16 protein-coding genes are annotated in these 15,571 nt (G+C 64.8%); 6 read left to right on the top strand and 10 right to left on the bottom strand.

Annotated features, from left to right (window positions below; genetic code table 11):
* The first annotated feature begins 96 nt into the window (after window positions 1–96).
* Complete coding sequence (locus PF66_RS27265; protein ID WP_054064382.1) at window positions 97–1,353, top strand: 3-phosphoshikimate 1-carboxyvinyltransferase; 1,257 nt, start codon at window positions 97–99, stop codon at window positions 1,351–1,353.
* A gap of 12 nt (window positions 1,354–1,365) precedes the next feature.
* Here PF66_RS27265 and PF66_RS27260 read toward each other — a convergent pair whose 3' ends face one another.
* The gene (locus PF66_RS27260) at window positions 1,366–2,016 is read right to left on the bottom strand and encodes an HAD-IA family hydrolase (RefSeq protein ID WP_054064381.1); all 651 of its coding nucleotides are present in this window, start codon (window positions 2,014–2,016) and stop codon (window positions 1,366–1,368) included.
* A gap of 137 nt (window positions 2,017–2,153) precedes the next feature.
* Here PF66_RS27260 and PF66_RS27255 point away from each other — a divergent pair, with 137 nt between their 5' ends.
* Window positions 2,154–2,357, top strand: a complete 204-nt coding sequence (locus tag PF66_RS27255) for a hypothetical protein (protein ID WP_054060766.1) — start codon at window positions 2,154–2,156, stop codon at window positions 2,355–2,357.
* A gap of 184 nt (window positions 2,358–2,541) precedes the next feature.
* Window positions 2,542–2,841, top strand: coding sequence for a putative quinol monooxygenase (locus PF66_RS27250; protein ID WP_054064380.1), 300 nt, complete (start codon window positions 2,542–2,544; stop codon window positions 2,839–2,841).
* A gap of 184 nt (window positions 2,842–3,025) precedes the next feature.
* Here the strand turns inward: PF66_RS27250 and PF66_RS27245 are convergent, their stop codons facing one another.
* From PF66_RS27245 to PF66_RS27205, 9 genes are all read right to left on the bottom strand, one after another.
* A complete protein-coding gene (locus PF66_RS27245) occupies window positions 3,026–3,373 on the bottom strand; it encodes a DUF2493 domain-containing protein (protein ID WP_054060764.1) in 348 nt (115 codons plus the stop codon).
* Window positions 3,361–5,061: a Na/Pi cotransporter family protein gene (locus PF66_RS27240; protein ID WP_054064379.1), complete on the bottom strand. Its 1,701-nt coding sequence runs from the start codon at window positions 5,059–5,061 to the stop codon at window positions 3,361–3,363. Before PF66_RS27240 ends, PF66_RS27245 begins: the two co-directional genes overlap by 13 nt.
* Before the next feature lie 24 nt (window positions 5,062–5,085).
* Window positions 5,086–5,301 carry a hypothetical protein gene (locus PF66_RS27235; RefSeq protein WP_054060762.1) on the bottom strand — a complete coding sequence of 72 codons (216 nt, stop codon included), beginning with the start codon at window positions 5,299–5,301 and terminating at the stop codon, window positions 5,086–5,088.
* A gap of 116 nt (window positions 5,302–5,417) precedes the next feature.
* A complete protein-coding gene (gene mgtA, locus PF66_RS27230) occupies window positions 5,418–8,132 on the bottom strand; it encodes a magnesium-translocating P-type ATPase (protein WP_054060761.1) in 2,715 nt (904 codons plus the stop codon).
* A 286-nt stretch (window positions 8,133–8,418) separates the two neighbouring features.
* Window positions 8,419–8,715 (bottom strand): hypothetical protein, encoded by a 297-nt coding sequence (locus PF66_RS27225; protein WP_054064378.1) that lies wholly within the window; start codon window positions 8,713–8,715, stop codon window positions 8,419–8,421.
* A 362-nt stretch (window positions 8,716–9,077) separates the two neighbouring features.
* A complete protein-coding gene (locus PF66_RS27220; protein WP_054060759.1) occupies window positions 9,078–9,926 on the bottom strand; it encodes an urea carboxylase-associated family protein in 849 nt (282 codons plus the stop codon).
* Between the two features lie 16 nt (window positions 9,927–9,942).
* On the bottom strand, window positions 9,943–10,620 hold the full coding sequence (locus PF66_RS27215) for a GntR family transcriptional regulator (RefSeq protein WP_054064377.1): 678 nt from the start codon (window positions 10,618–10,620) through the stop codon (window positions 9,943–9,945).
* Entirely contained in the window at window positions 10,617–12,119 is a 1,503-nt protein-coding gene (locus tag PF66_RS33705) for an amino acid ABC transporter permease/ATP-binding protein (RefSeq protein WP_054064376.1), read from the bottom strand. The genes PF66_RS27215 and PF66_RS33705 overlap by 4 nt, the downstream gene beginning before the upstream one ends.
* 15 nt (window positions 12,120–12,134) lie before the next feature.
* Window positions 12,135–12,968 carry an ABC transporter substrate-binding protein gene (locus PF66_RS27205; RefSeq protein WP_054064375.1) on the bottom strand — a complete coding sequence of 278 codons (834 nt, stop codon included), beginning with the start codon at window positions 12,966–12,968 and terminating at the stop codon, window positions 12,135–12,137.
* A gap of 267 nt (window positions 12,969–13,235) precedes the next feature.
* On the opposite strand from PF66_RS27205, the gene PF66_RS27200 reads away from it, so the two are divergent.
* The 3 genes from PF66_RS27200 to PF66_RS27190 all read left to right on the top strand — a co-directional run bounded on the left by PF66_RS27200 (window position 13,236) and on the right by PF66_RS27190 (window position 15,561).
* Window positions 13,236–14,429, top strand: a complete 1,194-nt coding sequence (locus PF66_RS27200; RefSeq protein WP_054064374.1) for a lysozyme inhibitor LprI family protein — start codon at window positions 13,236–13,238, stop codon at window positions 14,427–14,429.
* 326 nt (window positions 14,430–14,755) lie between these two features.
* A complete protein-coding gene (locus PF66_RS27195) occupies window positions 14,756–14,983 on the top strand; it encodes a hypothetical protein (RefSeq protein WP_054064373.1) in 228 nt (75 codons plus the stop codon).
* Window positions 14,980–15,561: a hypothetical protein gene (locus tag PF66_RS27190; protein WP_054064372.1), complete on the top strand. Its 582-nt coding sequence runs from the start codon at window positions 14,980–14,982 to the stop codon at window positions 15,559–15,561. Before PF66_RS27195 ends, PF66_RS27190 begins: the two co-directional genes overlap by 4 nt.
* The last annotated feature ends 10 nt before the right edge of the window (window positions 15,562–15,571 follow it).

Genomic DNA, 15,571 nt, shown 5'->3' with positions numbered 1-15,571 from the left:
AAACGGATGATCCGCCGGGCCCATTAATGGCATCATGGCGGACTGTCGAGGCGCACGAGCCTGTGCGCGTACCTTTCGAGCCTGGAGAGTTGATCAATGGCTGTGCAGCAAACCCTCACCGTGATCCCGCCGAACGCGTCCCTGAACGGCAAGGTGACGCCACCCGGTTCGAAGTCGATCACCAACCGGGCCCTGTTGCTCGCCGCCCTGGCCAAGGGCACCAGCCGCCTGTCCGGCGCGCTGAAAAGCGATGATACCCGCCACATGTCCAATGCCCTGCGGCAGATGGGCGTGACCATCAGCGAACCCGACGACACCACGTTCGTGGTCACCGGCAGCGGCCAGTTGCAGGTGCCGGAACAACCGTTGTTCCTCGGCAATGCCGGCACCGCGGTGCGCTTTCTGACCGCGGCTGTGAGCACCGTCAACGGCACGGTGGTGCTCGATGGTGACCACTACATGCAGAAACGTCCGATCGGCCCGTTGCTCGATGCGCTGCGTCGAGCCGGCCTGGATGTCGAAAGCCCCACCGGTTGCCCGCCGGTGACCGTGCGCGGCCAGGGCCGCGTGCAGGCGCGGCGTTTCGAGATCGACGGCGGCCTGTCGAGCCAATACGTGTCGGCGCTGCTGATGCTGGCGGCCTGCGGTGAGGAACCGGTAGAAGTGGCGCTGACCGGCAAGGACATCGGTGCCCGCGGCTACGTCGACCTGACGCTGGCCTGCATGCGTGCCTTCGGCGCCCAGGTCGAGGCGGTCGACGAGAGCACCTGGCGGGTCGCGGCCACCGGCTACAGCGCCTGCGACTACCAGGTCGAGCCGGACGCTTCCGCCGCCACCTACCTGTGGGCGGCAGAGGCCTTGACGGCAGGGCGTATCGACCTCGGCGTGGCCGGTGAAGATTTCACCCAGCCGGACGCCAAGGCCCTGGAGGTGATCCAGCAGTTCCCCAACATGCCGGCGGTGATCAACGGTTCGCAGATGCAGGACGCGATCCCGACCCTGGCGGTGCTGGCGGCGTTCAACCGCACGCCGGTGCGTTTCGTCGAGCTGGCGAACCTGCGGGTCAAGGAGTGCGACCGGGTCCAGGCGCTGCACGATGGCCTGAACGAGATCCGGGCCGGGCTGGCCGCGGTGGAGGGCGATGATCTGCTGGTGGCGGCCGATCCGGCGCTGGCCGGTACGAGCTGCAACGCGCTGATCGACACCCACTCCGACCATCGCATCGCCATGTGCTTTGCCCTGGCCGGGCTGAAGGTTTCCGGTATCCGCATCCAGGACCCGGATTGCGTGGCCAAGACCTACCCGGACTACTGGAAGGCCCTGGCGTCGCTGGGCGTGCAATACGCTTCGTAAGGCAACCGAGGGTCAGGCCTGAACCAGCGCCAGGCCCTGGTCGTTGCTGTCGACCGTCACCCGGCTGTAGTCCGCCAGCGTCGGGTGCGCTGTCTCCAGGGGGTGGCTGTGGGTGGCGGTGATCACCGTCACCGCCATACCCGCCGCTTCCGCCGCGCCAATACCGGCGGGCGCATCCTCGAAAATCAGACACTGTGACGGCTCGACACCCAGTCGCCGGGCGGCCAGCAGGTAGCCGTCCGGTGCCGGCTTGCCACGGCTGACGTCTTCGGCGGTGATCACCAGCGCCGGCAGGGCAATGCCGGCGGCGGCCATGCGGCTTTGCGCCAGGGCGCGCGGGGCCGAGGTCACCACCGCCCAGCGGTGGGCGGGCAGGGTGGCGAGAAACTCCCGCGCGCCCTCGATGGCCACCACGCCTTCGACATCGTCGATCTCGGCCTGGGAAATGGCCGCAGCCTCGCGCTCGGCGTCGATACCCGGCAGGTTCTGCCGGCGGATGGTATCGATGCAGCGCACGCCATGGATGGTCTGCAGAAAGGCCGGTACATCCAGGCCATGCCGTTGCGCCCAGTGGCTCCAGACGCGCTCGGCGGCGGCGATGGAGTTGAGCAGCGTCCCGTCCATATCGAACAGAAACGCCGCGAAGCGCTGACCCTCAAACATGGCGTATCCCCTCCGGGCAAAAGCCCATGCTAACACGCCACCTCCTCTGGCCGAGCGGGTGGGCAACGGTCGGTACCGCGCTTGCTACACTGAGAATTCCATGCCCGGACGGTCCGGGCGGTCGATGCGAGGTGCGTATGGATACTCAGCCTGCCGGTGTGACCCTTCCGTTTTCGCGGCATCCCCTGGGCGCGATGCCCTGGCGTGAGGTGCCGGCGCCCGAGGAGGACGAAGTCGTCGAGGATGAGGTGGACGATGAGCCACCGCCGCAAACCTGGAAGCATCCCGAGGATGGCAAGGAGATGCCCGAGCGCGACCGGGAAACGCCGCTCAAGCCCTGATGGCGTGTCCTGATCCGGCTGTTGCCTGCCTGTCGTGTAGGCAATGGCCCTGTTCGCAGATCGCCGGGAACCTCCTTGTCCGTCGCGGTTCAGAGCCTTGCGGCCTTGATGGTCGAGCGACGAGAGATCATCATCGTCGGCCCTGGTGCCTTTTTGCACCCAGTTCCCATTCAGGTGAAAAACCATGAACCATGCAATTCGTGTCGTTGCCATTCTTCAAGCCAAACCGGGCAAGGCTGCCGAGCTGGAGGCCGTGCTGAAGGCCGCTGTGGTGCCCTCGCGTCAAGAAGCCTGTTGCCATGAATACACCCTGCATGTCGACCGGGAAAATCCCGGGCGCTTCGTTTTCATCGAGACCTGGAGCGACATGGATGCGATCGAGCGCCATCGTGTAACCCAGCACTACGGGATCATGGGGGCCGCCGCTGCCGACCTGGTTCAGGACAAGCAGGTCCTGTTGCTCAATGAAGTACCCGGACAGTAATACCGCCACGCAGGGACGCGTCCATTTTCCTTTCGGGATTCGACATGACTGTGCTGACTTCCTCTCTTGATGCCCTGTGGCAGGCGCGTTACTCGCCTGCCTGCGTACACCACAAGCCTGCGTACGTCGCAACCCGCGTACGCCGCACCTTGTGTTCGAGGGTGCTTGTGCATGGGTGTCTCGCTCAATCGTCGATCGAATGGGTGTCAATGCCGTTGGCCCTGGCCTGGGCCACCAGTTCTTCGGTGTCGCTGCCGCCGGGGAAGGCGATCACCAGGTCCGGTTCGCTGTCCTGCAACATGAACCGGTTGCGGCGCCGCTCGGCCTGCTTGCCGTAGCGCTGCCAGTTGGAGGGGTAGCGCACGATGTGGGCGCCGGTTTCCCGGGCCCAGTCCTCCAGGGTGCTGCCCAGATGCTGGTTGCCGCCGTGCACCAGCACCTCGATGCCCTGCCGGGCGTGGTAGGCCTCGAGCACCTTGCGACACAGGGCGGCATTCATGTAGTAGCGGCCGGCGCAGATCAGGACGCGCATGGGTAGTCATCCTTGTCGTTGCGGCCCCGTGTCGGACCGGACGCCTCCAGCGGCTCGCCCAGGCCCGGGATGTGTTCGCCGGCGCGCTCCAGCACCGGGTAGGCCAGGGCGGCGATGTGGTGATGCACCCGGCGGTAGTCGCGCAGCACCCGCTGGAAGATGTCCCCGGATTCGGCCCAGGCGCTCTTGTCGGCACTGAGCTTGCGAAAGTGCTCGCGACTGGCATTGGCCTCCAGGCGACGGATCGAGGCCTTGCGGGCGACCAGGTGGTGGGCGCTGGCAATGTCCTCGCGCAGGAAGACGGTGATGGCCAGGCTCAGGCTTTCCAGCAGCTCATCGTGAAGGCGATGGATGTGCCCCAGCTCGAACTTCGAGAAGCCCTCGCCGCGCCTGCGGCGCCGTGCGGCCAACTGCGCCAGGTTGCTGGAGAGGATGTCGCCGGCATGCTCCAGGTTGATCACGAACATGAGGATTTCCTGGGCGCGGTCGGCGTCCTCGTCATAGAGACCATCCTGGCCGATGTCCGCGAGGTAGGCGCGGATGGCGGCGCTGAGCAGGTCCAGTGACTGGTCCAGTTGGCGGATCTGCTCGGGGGTTGCCTGGGTCGGGCTCTCGAACAGCCCGAGCATCTGGCTGAACATCACCGACAGCATGTCGGCCAGGCGCAGCGCTTCGCGCACGGCGTTGGACAGGCCGACATTGGCCACTTCCAGCCCGGCTTCGTCGAGGTACTGCGGCATGCCTGGGTCGGCTGCCGGTTCGGGGGCCGGCAGCCAGCGCGTCAGCAGGTTGGCCATGGGTTCCACCAGGCCGAGAAAGCCCAGCCCCAGCAGCAGGTTGAAGGCGCTGTGCAGGTACACCGCCTGACGGTCCGGGGCGATGCCCGAGTGTTCCAGCAGTGGGCCCAGCCACGACACCCAGGGCAGGATCAGCAGCGCTCCGAACAGCCGCACGGCGAGGTTGCCCAGCGGCAGGCGCCGGGCGACCGCAGTGCTGGCATTGAGCACGGGTGGCAAGGCACCGCCGATGTTTACCCCCAGCACCAAAGCCAGGGTCGTGATCGGCGTCATTGCGCCGGTGCTGGCCAGCGAGGCGATCAGCAGGATCACCGCCACGCTGGAGTGGCAGATGCAGGTCAGCAGGGCGGCGACCAGCAGTGCGATCAGGATGTCGCCCTGCAGGCCTTGCATCACCGCCTGAAAGACCGGGGTGCTTTCCATCTGGCCGAGCACGCCGCCCAGCAGGTTCAGCGCGAGCAGCATCAGCCCCAGGCCGATCAGTGCGCAGCCGATGCTCTCGTAGCGCGAGTCATCGCGCAGGCGGAACACCACGAAACCGAGCAGCAGGACGATGGGGATCGCCAGCGAGGTATTGAAACTGAGCAGTTGCACGACCAGGGTCGAGCCGATGTTGGCGCCGAGCATCACCGCCAGCGCCGGCGCGAGGCTCAGGGTGCCGGCGGCGGTGAACGAGGTCGCCATCAGGCTGACCGCCGTGCTGCTCTGCAGGATGGCGGTCAGGCCGATGCCCGACAGCAGGGCTTTCCAGCGCTTATCCAGGTTGCGGCCCAGGCCGTTGCGCAGTTGGGTGCCGAAGCCGCGCAGCAGGGCGGTGGAGACCATGTGGGTACCCCACAGCAACAGGGCGATGGTGCCGGCGAGTTTGATCAACAGAGTGGTTCCAGACATGAGGGTTCTCCCTGTGCTGGTGTGTTACTTCCTGGGTGGGCGCAGTAGCCTCACCGAGGCACGACTGATGGTGCTGGACAACCCCAGCAGGTAACGCATCTCGACACCGGTCAGGTGCCTGCGGACATACAGCCTGACGGTGACACGGCGGACGACCTGGGCGGCCTTGCTCAGGCACCGTACCGCCAGTGCCCGGACGCCGTGGTCGAGGAGGGCGAAGCATTTTTTCAATGGGTTCATGGCCGTCTCCCGGGTTTATCCGGTGGGTTCGATCCGGGCACGAACACCGCGACCCTCCTGATGGGAGGCGGCCGGGCGGCGCTCCCACAGGGGACGGTGTCGTACTCGGGTGCTCGTCAGAACCACTGCTTGAAGCGGCGGATGTACAGGGTCTTCATGGTCTGGGCCAGCACGCAGTAGGTCAGCAGGGTGCCCACCAGCCACGGGAAGTAGCTCATCGGCAACGGCACCAGGCCCACCAGCGTGCCCAGTGGCGAGAACGGCAGGTAGATACCGATCGCGACGGCGATGCAGGTCATGACGATGATCGGCAGTGCCGCGGTGCTCTGGAAGAACGGGATCTTCTGGGTCCGCAGCATGTGCACCACCAGCGTCTGCGACAGCAGCCCCTCGACGAACCAGCCGGACTGGAACAGCGCCTGCACCTCCACGCTATTGGCGGCGAACACGTACCACATCAGCGCAAAGGTGGTGATGTCGAAGATCGACGAGGTCGGCCCGATCCACAGCATGAAGCGGCCGATGTTCTTCGCATCCCACTTGCGTGGCTTGCTCAGGAACTCCTTGTCCATCCGGTCCCATGGCAGGGCCAGTTGGGAGATGTCGTAGATCAGGTTCTGCAGCAGCAGGTGAATCGACAGCATCGGCAGGAACGGAATGAACGCACTGGCCACCAGCACCGAGAACACGTTGCCGAAGTTGGAACTGGCGGTCATGTTCAGGTACTTCATGATGTTGCCGAAGGTTTCCCGCCCCTTGAGCACGCCTTCCTCGAGCACCATCAGGCTCTTTTCCAGGAGGATGATGTCGGCCGATTCCTTGGCGATGTCCGTGCCACTGTCCACCGAGATACCGACGTCGGCATCGCGCAGCGCCGGGGCGTCGTTGATGCCGTCACCGAGGAAGCCCACGGTGTGCCCGTTCGATTGCAGGGCCTTGAGCACCCGCGACTTCTGCAGCGGGGTCAGCTTGGCGAAGACCGTGCGCTCCTCGACCCGCAGCTTGAGGGTGGCCTCGTCCATGTGCTCGATGTCCTGGCCGAGCAGGGGCAGGCCCGGCTCCAGGCCGACCTCGCGGCAGATCTTGCAGGTGACCACCGCGTTGTCGCCGGTCAGCACCTTGACCGCCACGCCGATCTCGCGCAGGGCGGCAATCGCCGGGCCGGCGGTCTCCTTCGGTGGGTCGAGGAAGGTCAGGAAGCCGCGAATCACCAGTTCGCGCTCGTCGGCGGTCTTGTACTGGGCCTTGGCCTGGCCTTTGGCGATATTCCGGGTGGCCACCAGCAGCACGCGGAAGCCGTCCTTGTTGTAGTCGTTGGCCAGGGCCAGCAGTTCCTGGCGGCGCTGCTCGTCGAGAGCCACCACGGTGTCACCCTCCATCACCTGGCTGGAGATGGCGAGCATTTCCTCGACCGCGCCCTTGCACACCAGCAGGTGGTCACCGTGGTTGTCCCTGACGATGATCGACAGGCGCCGGCGGACGAAATCGAACGGCAGCTCATCGACCTTGCTGTAGGCGAACGGCACCTGGAACTTCGGGTCCTGCTCGGAGAAGCGCAGCACCGCCTGGTCCATCAGGTTCTTCATGCCGCTCTGATGGTGGCTGTTCAGCCAGGCCAGGCCCAGCACCGCATCGTTGCGCCGGCCGTGGCTGTCGACATGGTGCTCGAGGATGATCCGGTCCTGGGTCAGGGTGCCGGTCTTGTCGGTGCACAGCACGTCCATCGAACCGAAGTTCTGGATCGCGTTGAGACGCTTGACCACCACCTTGCGCCGGGCCATGGCGACGGCGCCCTTGGCCAGGTTGGCGCTGACGATCATCGGCAGCATTTCCGGGGTCAGGCCAACAGCCACAGCCAGAGCAAAGAGCAGGGCATCGCCCCAGTCGCCCTTGGAAAAGCCGTTGAGCAGGAACACCACCGGCACCATCACCAGCATGAAGCGGATCAGCAGCCAGCTGACACTGTTCACCCCGCGGTCGAAGGCGGTCTGCACCCGCGAGCCGACGATGGCCTTGGCCAGTGAGCCGAAGTAGGTCCGCGGCCCGGTGGCGACCACCACGGCCTTGGCGGTGCCGCTGACTACGTTGGTACCCATGAAGCAGATGTTCTGCAGGTCGAGCAGGTTGTTCTGGTCGGCGGCGGCACCCGCTGCGGATTTCTGCGCAACGTCGCCGAGGGTGTCGTACTTTTCCACCGGCAGCGCTTCGCCGGTCAGCACGGCCTGGCTGATGAACAGGTCGCGGGACTCGATCAGGCGGATATCCGCCGGAATCATGTCGCCGGCCGACAGGTGCACGATATCGCCGGCCACCAGTTCACGCATCGGAATTTCGCGCAGGGTGGGCTGGCTGCCCATCTGCTCGCGACGCAGTACGGTGGCGGTGGTGCGGACCATGGCCTTGAGGGCTTCGGCGGATTTGCCCGAGCGGTACTCCTGCCAGAAGCGCAGGCTGCTGCTGAGGGTGACCATGGTCATGATAATGATGACCTTGGTCAGGTCGCCGTCCTCGCCGGCGCGCTCGGCCAGCCAGAAGTCGGTGAAGAAGCTGATGCCGGCGAGGATCAGCAGGACGTAGATGAACGGGTTGTTCAGCGCATGGAGAAACTGTACCAGTGCGCGGGGCGGCTTGTCGTGGGCGACCTCGTTGAAGCCTTCGCGCTGCAGGCGGCCTTCGGCGTCCAGCTCGGTGAGGCCGTCGCGGCTGGCGCGGACGTTGCCCAGGGTGGTGGCCAGGTCCTGTTGCGATTCGCGGGCGGCGCGCATCGACAGCCGGGTGTTGTCCTTGCCGTTGTGCTGGTGGTGCCGTGGCGGAGTTTTTACGTTGCTCATGGGAATGCCCCTGTCACGTCTTTGCGACCAGGCATGTGCGGCTCACCGAATGCGGGGCGAGCGAATACCTGCCGAGTCGCGAGAGTGCGATCGATTCGAATATGGGTGTTGGGGAATATTTAACGTTCGCTGCCCGCCCACGGAAAAACGACAGGCAGCGAACCGACTACTGGCTTCGTCCATAATGACTTTCTCGATATTCATTAATTAACGGGCAAAGAAATCCCGTGCACTTCAAAGTTGCGAAAGTGCGTGTTTGGAAGTTGTCTTCGCTTGCGCCGGATAGTTAGGCGGCGCGAACCTCGACGGCGCCTTCCAGGGTTTTACCGGCGCGCAGTGAGTGTGCGAGCGCGCTACTCTGCGGGTCCTGGCTGTCATCGAAGCTCCAGCGCTGCTGCAGCCGACCGGTGCTCGGGCAGATGCGCCAGCCGATGGTCGCACGTGGCGATACCTGGGGAGCGGAGGAGGGAATTGCGAACAGGACGCTGGGCCGCAGGGCCACAGTGGGCTCGCGGGACATCTTGACGCGCATGCTGGAAGCAAAGGCGCGAACGCCTGGCATTACGGAAGATTTGAAAGTCATCACACACCTCGCGACCGGACTGGCGCCGGCAGAGGCGAGTTACGTGGAGCACGAGGCCCTGGCGCAGCTCACCCGACTGTGCGTCGAGTCCCGTCATTATTTGGGTTAAGCGCCCGATGAACCACCTTCGCGGTGATCGGACTGCGTCTGGATACTGTGTCCATTGGGTTCTTTTTTAAGTTGAAAAAGGGCCTGTTTCGCAGGCAGGGGAAATTTACTCAGCGAGGCGTATCAAGTCAATTAAAAATAGGCTGTTTCGATACATATAAGCTGAATGGCAGCTGAAGTACTGCCGGATTGGATTTGAAGTTGTTTTACCGTTGGCTGGGGAGCCTGCCGCGATGGCAGGCTCCCGCAGTTGTTTACTCCCAATCGGCCTTGCCGATCGCCAGTCCATGCAAGCCGTTGTAGCTGGCGCGTTCCGGCGACTTCCAGCCTTCGAGCAGGCTGTCTTCGAGCTGGTAGACCTCCACGCCCAGCGGCCGGCACACGGACAGCGGGTCCTGGGCGTCCGGGCCCCACATCGGCAGCGACAGGTCGCCGCCCGGGCAGGTCGACAGGGCGCAGAGCACGTCGATCTCGGCGAAGAATTCCAGGTAGTCGCCTTTCTTCGCCGGGCAGGCCTTCATGAAGTACATGTCGTCATGGTTCAGGCCGGTGCACTGGAAGATGTTCAGCACGTCGTGCACGTCGAACTCGGTCAGGCCGTGGGGCAGGACCGCGCGGGTCAGGTTGGAGTGGCAGTGGTGGTGGAAGTCCTCACCGGTGAGCATCTTGTTGACGTAGGGGTCGCAACGGGTGCCGAGCAGGTCGTGCAGGCGCCCGCCGTGCTCATCGATGCCGTAGTCGGCCAGGCTGTCGTCGGTGATGGTCACCAGCGGCCGCAGGAACGGCAGGTTCGACCAGAGGCGGTCGTAGGTGCTCACGTGAGCACCCTGCAACTGGCGGGTACGGGCCGCCCACAGGCGTTCGCGCGGGTCGTTGGCGTTCCAGATGTTGAAGTCGCCGACCTGCGGGCCGACCGGTGCGGTCACACGGAACACGTGGCCGGCCGGCACCTTCCAGGCGCGGCCGGTGCGGATCGGCACCTCGAAGGACTCGATCAGGGTACGGGCGTCCCGACGCTCGCGGATGCGATCGTAGAACGGCTTGTCGACCTGCAGGGCCGAGCCCTTGCTGACCTGATAGGCGGCGGGGTAATCCTTGTACATGGGTAGGTCTCCGGTTTCAGGAACGGGGTGGGTGGTTGAACAGATCGAGCAGGGCGTGCTCGGAATCGTCCAGATAACGGGTCATGGCTTCGGCGGCGTCATGACGACGGCCGTCGGCGAGCAGGTCGTGGATCTGCCGGTCGCGTTCCAGCCAGGGACGCTGGAAGTTCTCTTCATCGGGCGCCACGGCGAACACTAGGCGCATCTGCGCGGCGATGTTGGTGAAGAAGGCGTCGAGCAACGGGCTACGCAACAGCCCGATGATGTGCTGGTGAAAGCGCAGGCTATGGGTGCCGAAGGCCTGCCAGTCCTCGCGTTCGCGGGCCAGTTCGGCGGCTTCGATGGCGTCGAGCATGCGGTCGGACTCGTATTCGCGCAGCGGCTTGCTGCCCAGGATCGCCTGGACCTCCAGGGTGCGGCGCACCAGGAACAGGTCACGTACTTGTGGCACGCCGAGGCGCCGGACCATCACCCCCTTGTTGCGCACATAGGTGGCCAGGCCCTCATGCCCGAGCTGGTGCAACGCTTCGCGCACGGTGTTGCGCGAGGCGTTGTAGCGCACGGTCAGCTCGGCCTCGACCAGCGCCATGCCCGGCAGCAGCCGGCCGCCGATGATGTCTTCGCGCACCTCGCAGGCCACCTGGTCGGCCAGGGACAGGACGGTGCCGGTTTTTTCCGGGGTCTTGGTTTTCATGCCAGTTGCACATCCTTGAGGAAGCGGCTCATCCGTTCGCTGCGGTTGTCCAGCAGTTCGCGTGGTGCGCCGGCCTGGACGATCTGTCCGCTCTCCATGAACACCACGCGGTCGGAAACCTGGAAGGCGAACTTCATTTCATGGGTGACGATGACCATGGTCATGCCTTCGCGGGCCAGGTCCTCGATCACCTTCAGCACGTCGCCGACCAGCTCCGGGTCCAGCGCCGAGGTCGGTTCGTCGAACAGCATCACCTGGGGCCGCATCGCCAGTGCGCGGGCGATCGCCACGCGCTGTTGCTGGCCGCCGGAGAGCTGGTGCGGGTACTTGCCGGCGTGCTCGCGCAGGCCGACCTTGGCCAGCAGCGACAGGCCCAGCGCCCGCAGTTCGGCATCGCTGGCGTGACCGTGGTGGCGTGGCGCGAGTACGACGTTTTCCAGCACCGTCTTGTGCGGGAACAGGTTGAAGCCCTGGAACACCATGCCGACCTGGACGATGCCGTCCATGTGCAGGCGGCTACCCAGGCTGCCGCCATCCTCGTGGCTGCCACGCAGGAACGGCGCGCCACACAACTCGACCTGGCCGCGGTCCAGTCCCTCCAGGCCGTTGAGGGTACGGATCAGGGTGGTCTTGCCCGAACCCGATGGGCCGATGATCGACACCACCTCGCCGAAACGGATGTTCAGGTCGATGCCCTTGAGCACCTCCAACTGGCCATAGTGCTTGCGCGCGCCGGTCACCCGCAGGGCGAACTCGCCGCGCCGCGGGGCGCTCTCCTGGCGGACGGGGACCCGTTCCGTCGTGTCGGCAATCACCCTGGGCTGGCGGCGCGTCACGTCCAGGTGCTGTTCCAGGCGCCGCAGCAGGTAGCTGAACACCGTGACGATCAGTACATAGTAGAAGGCCACCGCGAGCATGGTCTCCATGACCAGGAAGTTCTGCGTGTACAACTGCTGGCCCACCAGCAGGATCTCCGACAACGAGATCACCGAGACCAGCGAGGTCAGCTTGACGATGGTGATGTACTCGTTGGCCAGGGTCGGCAGGGCTACCCGCAGCGCCTGCGGGATGACGATCAGGCGTTGTACGCCGGTGTAGCGGATACCCAGCGCCTTGCCGGCTTCGAGCTGGCCCTTGGCGACGGCCAGCAGGCCGCCCCGATGGATCTCGGCGATGTACGCCGCCTCGCTCAACACCAGCGCGATCAGGCCCGCGGCGTAGGGGTTGGACAACAGCGCGCTGGTGCTTGGAAACACCTGCGGCAGGTTGTAGACGAAGATCAGCAGCACCAGCAGCGGCAGGCTGCGGAAGAACCAGATGTACAGCGCCGCGCCGCGGTTGAGGGCGCGGTTGCCCGACTGCCGGGCCAGGGCCAGCACGAAGCCGAGCACGATGCCCAGCAGCCAGGTCTCGACACTCAGCTCCACCACGGTGCCGACTGCCTTCCAGAAATCGCCGTTGACCAGCAGGCCTGCGGCGTAGTGCCAATCGAATTGCATGCTCGACGCTCCCGCTTACTGTGCCGCCTGGGGATTCTGGCCCAGGGCCAGGGCCACTTCGCTCGGGCTCGGTTCGCCGAGGTTGTAGCGGGTGAGGAGGGTCTGGTACTCACCGCTGCTCTTCATCGCCGTCAGCCCCTGGCGCAACTCGCCGAGCAGCGCATCGTTACCCTTGCGCACGGCCAGGCCGATCACCACCGGGTAGATCAGTTCCTTTGAACTGATAACCACCCGGCCCTTGAGCTTGTCGGCGGTGATCGCGGCCACCGCGGCGTCCTCGAACTGCACGTCGACGGCCTTGGCCAGCAGCGCCTGGGCCGCTTCCGGCGAGGTGGGGAATTCACGCGAGTCGATCGGCGCCTGGCCGTTGGCCTCGCAGTGGCTCTTGGAAAGTGCCATCAGCTTGGGAATCCACGAGCCGCCCTTGATCGAGCCGATGCGCTTGCCGCACAGGTCTTCCGGGCGCTGCGGGCGGAAGCTGTCATCGGCGCGGACCATCAGCGAGGCGCCGCTCTTGAGGTAGGGCACGAAGTCGACCTGGGCGGCGCGCTCGGGGGTGACGTACAGCGCCGAGGCGACTACGTCGAAGCGGCGGGCATTGACGCCCATCACCAGGTTGGCGAAGCGGGTGTCCTGGAACTGCGGGGTCAGCTTGAGGTGCTGGCCGAGCAGGGTCATGAACTCGGGGTCGAAGCCCGCCGGCTTGCCCTGGGCCAGGTAGGTGTAGGGCGGGTAGGTGAGGTTCGAGCCGATGCTCAGGCGGTCGGCTTGCAGGGTGCCGTCGGCGGCCTGTGCGGCGCTGGCGGCACAGAAGGTCAGGGCGAGGGTGAAGGCTTTTACTCGGGACATGGGAAACGCTCCACTGATGATTGTTCAACAATTGTTATGGATACGTATATCAATAGTCGTGCCATATGCTGGGTTCATGGCCGATCAGACCGGCGCAAGGTGGCGATTTGCATCAGAAAAGCGCACGGCCTTTACCGCAAGTAACATCGTGGTGCGTCAGTGTGTGGCCTTTTTTCCGGCAGGACCGGCGGCTTGCCGGTCGATAGACGGGCAATCGGCGCTCTTGGCACAATCGGCTCTTTGGCAGGCACTCACTCAAGGGGCATCATGGACCGCTACGTACACTCCCTCCGTTCGATGTTGTTGCTCTCCGGGCTGCTGTTGGGGGCCGGTACGCCCGCGGTCGCCGCGTCTTTCGATTGCCAGAAGGCCTCCACGGCGGTGGAAAAGGCCATTTGTGCCAGCCCCGAACTGAGCGGGCTGGATGGCGCCCTGGGCGCCTACTACAGCAAGGCCATGGCCACGCTGGCACCCGAGGCGGGTGAGGCCTTGCGCAATGACCAGCGGACCTGGCTGCAGGCCCGCAATGCCTGCGCGGCTGCCCCGGACAAGCTGGCCGCCTGTCTGCAACCTCTGCTGAGCCAGCGGGTGGTGGAGGTGGGCAAGCGGGTCCAGCCCGATACCGCGGCGCTGGACGCGCTCATCGCCAGCATTCCCTATCACCCGGCCGAGGCCGCCGAGGGGTTGAGAGGGTATCCGGGCAATGGCCTGGCCGCCGCCTGGCTGGTCTACCTGCAGCGTTTCGAACCGACCAGCGGGGTCACGCAAAAGGAGGCCGAGGAAAGTCGGCGAGTGGCGATCAAGGCGTTGTCGGACGACAGTTTCTCGCTGTCGGTCTTCACCGATACCGAGAAGGATGCCTCGGTCAGCCGTGAGCGGGTCGACCTGACGCTGCTGCGCATGCTGATCGAGCGATCGGAGTATGAGCCCTACAGTCAGCGTGCCTACGTGCACTGTTTCATTTTCTCGCGCCAGGGCGAGGATGCCTACGCCAGCTTTGGCCCGTTGTATGGTTCCACCCGCGACAGTGGGGCGCCGATCTGCGAGCCCCAGGGCAATCTGTTCGGGCAGGGGCCGTGGAAACAGCTCGATAGCAGCTTCGAGCCGGTGCTGGCGGCGGCCAGCGAGAACAGCGGCACCATCCGTTTTGCCAGCTACGCCGGCTGGAGCCTGATGGCGCTGCGGGCAACCGTTTCCCCGCGGGATTTTCTCAAGGCCGCGGACCAGCAGGGTACGGATCCCGAGCAGGTCATCCGTGACTGGAGCGACGACAAGTCCTGGCCGACGAAACAGCGGCAACAGGCCCTGGCGGTCATTGAACCGGCCCGCCAGTCAACCAGCGCCTGGCTGCAGCGCGAGCGCGGCCTGTCGGCCAGCGAGGCCCGGCAGGCGGCAAGGGAGATCGTTCGCCAGTGGCTGGGTGACCGCCTGGACTTCATCGGCGAAAACAGCGAGGGCTGATTCTTGACGCCCAAAATCCGGCACTCTATGATGCCGGCCATTAAATTGATATCAGTTGTATCAAGCGGTTGTATCAAGGGACCGTCCAGACGGATTTCTCCTCCGGACGAGCTTCCTCGCGGCATAGCCGCCCTGTGTTCACCCCTTCGGGTCATCTCTTCACGTTCCGGGCGATGCAGGTCGCCCGGGCGATCGTTTCATGGCGCTCACGCCAGGCCAGGTCCATGAACTTGCCAATCGTTGGCAGGTCAAGGACCTGTTCGCGCTCGAAGTGGAGAACGCTGGCAATCACAACTCATGGTGGATAACAGGGAGAGTCAGGTTTGATGGGTCATGTGTTCGGTTCGTTGCGATTGGCTGTCGCCATGCTGGCGGGTGTGCTATTGGCCGGTTGTGCCCAGTCACCGGGAACGCTTGAGCAGTGGGGCGGCTATGAGCCGCGTATCGGGCGCGTCGGTGGCAGCGATCGCCTGTCTGGCGAGAAGACACTGTTTGCCGAACCGACAAGCTACATGGATGTTCTGTTGAGCAACGCCCAGGGAGCCAGGCCATGAAGGTACCTGCCCTGATCCTGGCCATCGCGCTGCTGGCCGGTTGTGCTTCAAAATCCGACTACTACGTGTCGCCCACACCGGTGCATATCCCGGAAACCGCCACCTATTGGATCGACTCCTTCGATCTGGCACTGGTGGGGGAGAATCCTCGGTTTCTGTCCCAGGACATCCTGCGCCAGCGCCTGCGCAATCAACTGTCCGACAAGCTGAGCACCATTGGCCGCTATGCCAAAAACCGCGAAAGCGCCGACTACCTGCTGCACGTGAGTACGGTGTACACGCGCCACATCAGCGACTCCAAGGGCGGCCTGGTGTCGATGATCGTCGATGACAACACGATCCTGGCCAGTGTCGATTTCAGCTACAAGGTCAAGGTGTCCAGGTCTGGCGCCGAGGTGCTCAGCTTCGCCCAGGCACGGGACCGCCTGATGCCAGCCGGCGTGCAGGGCAACCTGCGCAACTACAAGACCATGTGGGGCGCGATCAGCAACAAGGGCAATTCCGACGTCGAGGAGTTCTATGTCGACGTCTTGCCGAACTTCATCGTCAAGGACATCGAAGGCATTCCTTCGCACTGATCCCGTGCCT

Source organism: Pseudomonas asplenii, assembly GCF_001293465.1.
In the GTDB taxonomy this organism is placed as follows: domain Bacteria; phylum Pseudomonadota; class Gammaproteobacteria; order Pseudomonadales; family Pseudomonadaceae; genus Aquipseudomonas; species Aquipseudomonas fuscovaginae_B.
The sequence above is the reverse complement of the archived record's forward strand: the minus strand, read 5'-3'. Positions and strand labels throughout refer to the sequence as shown.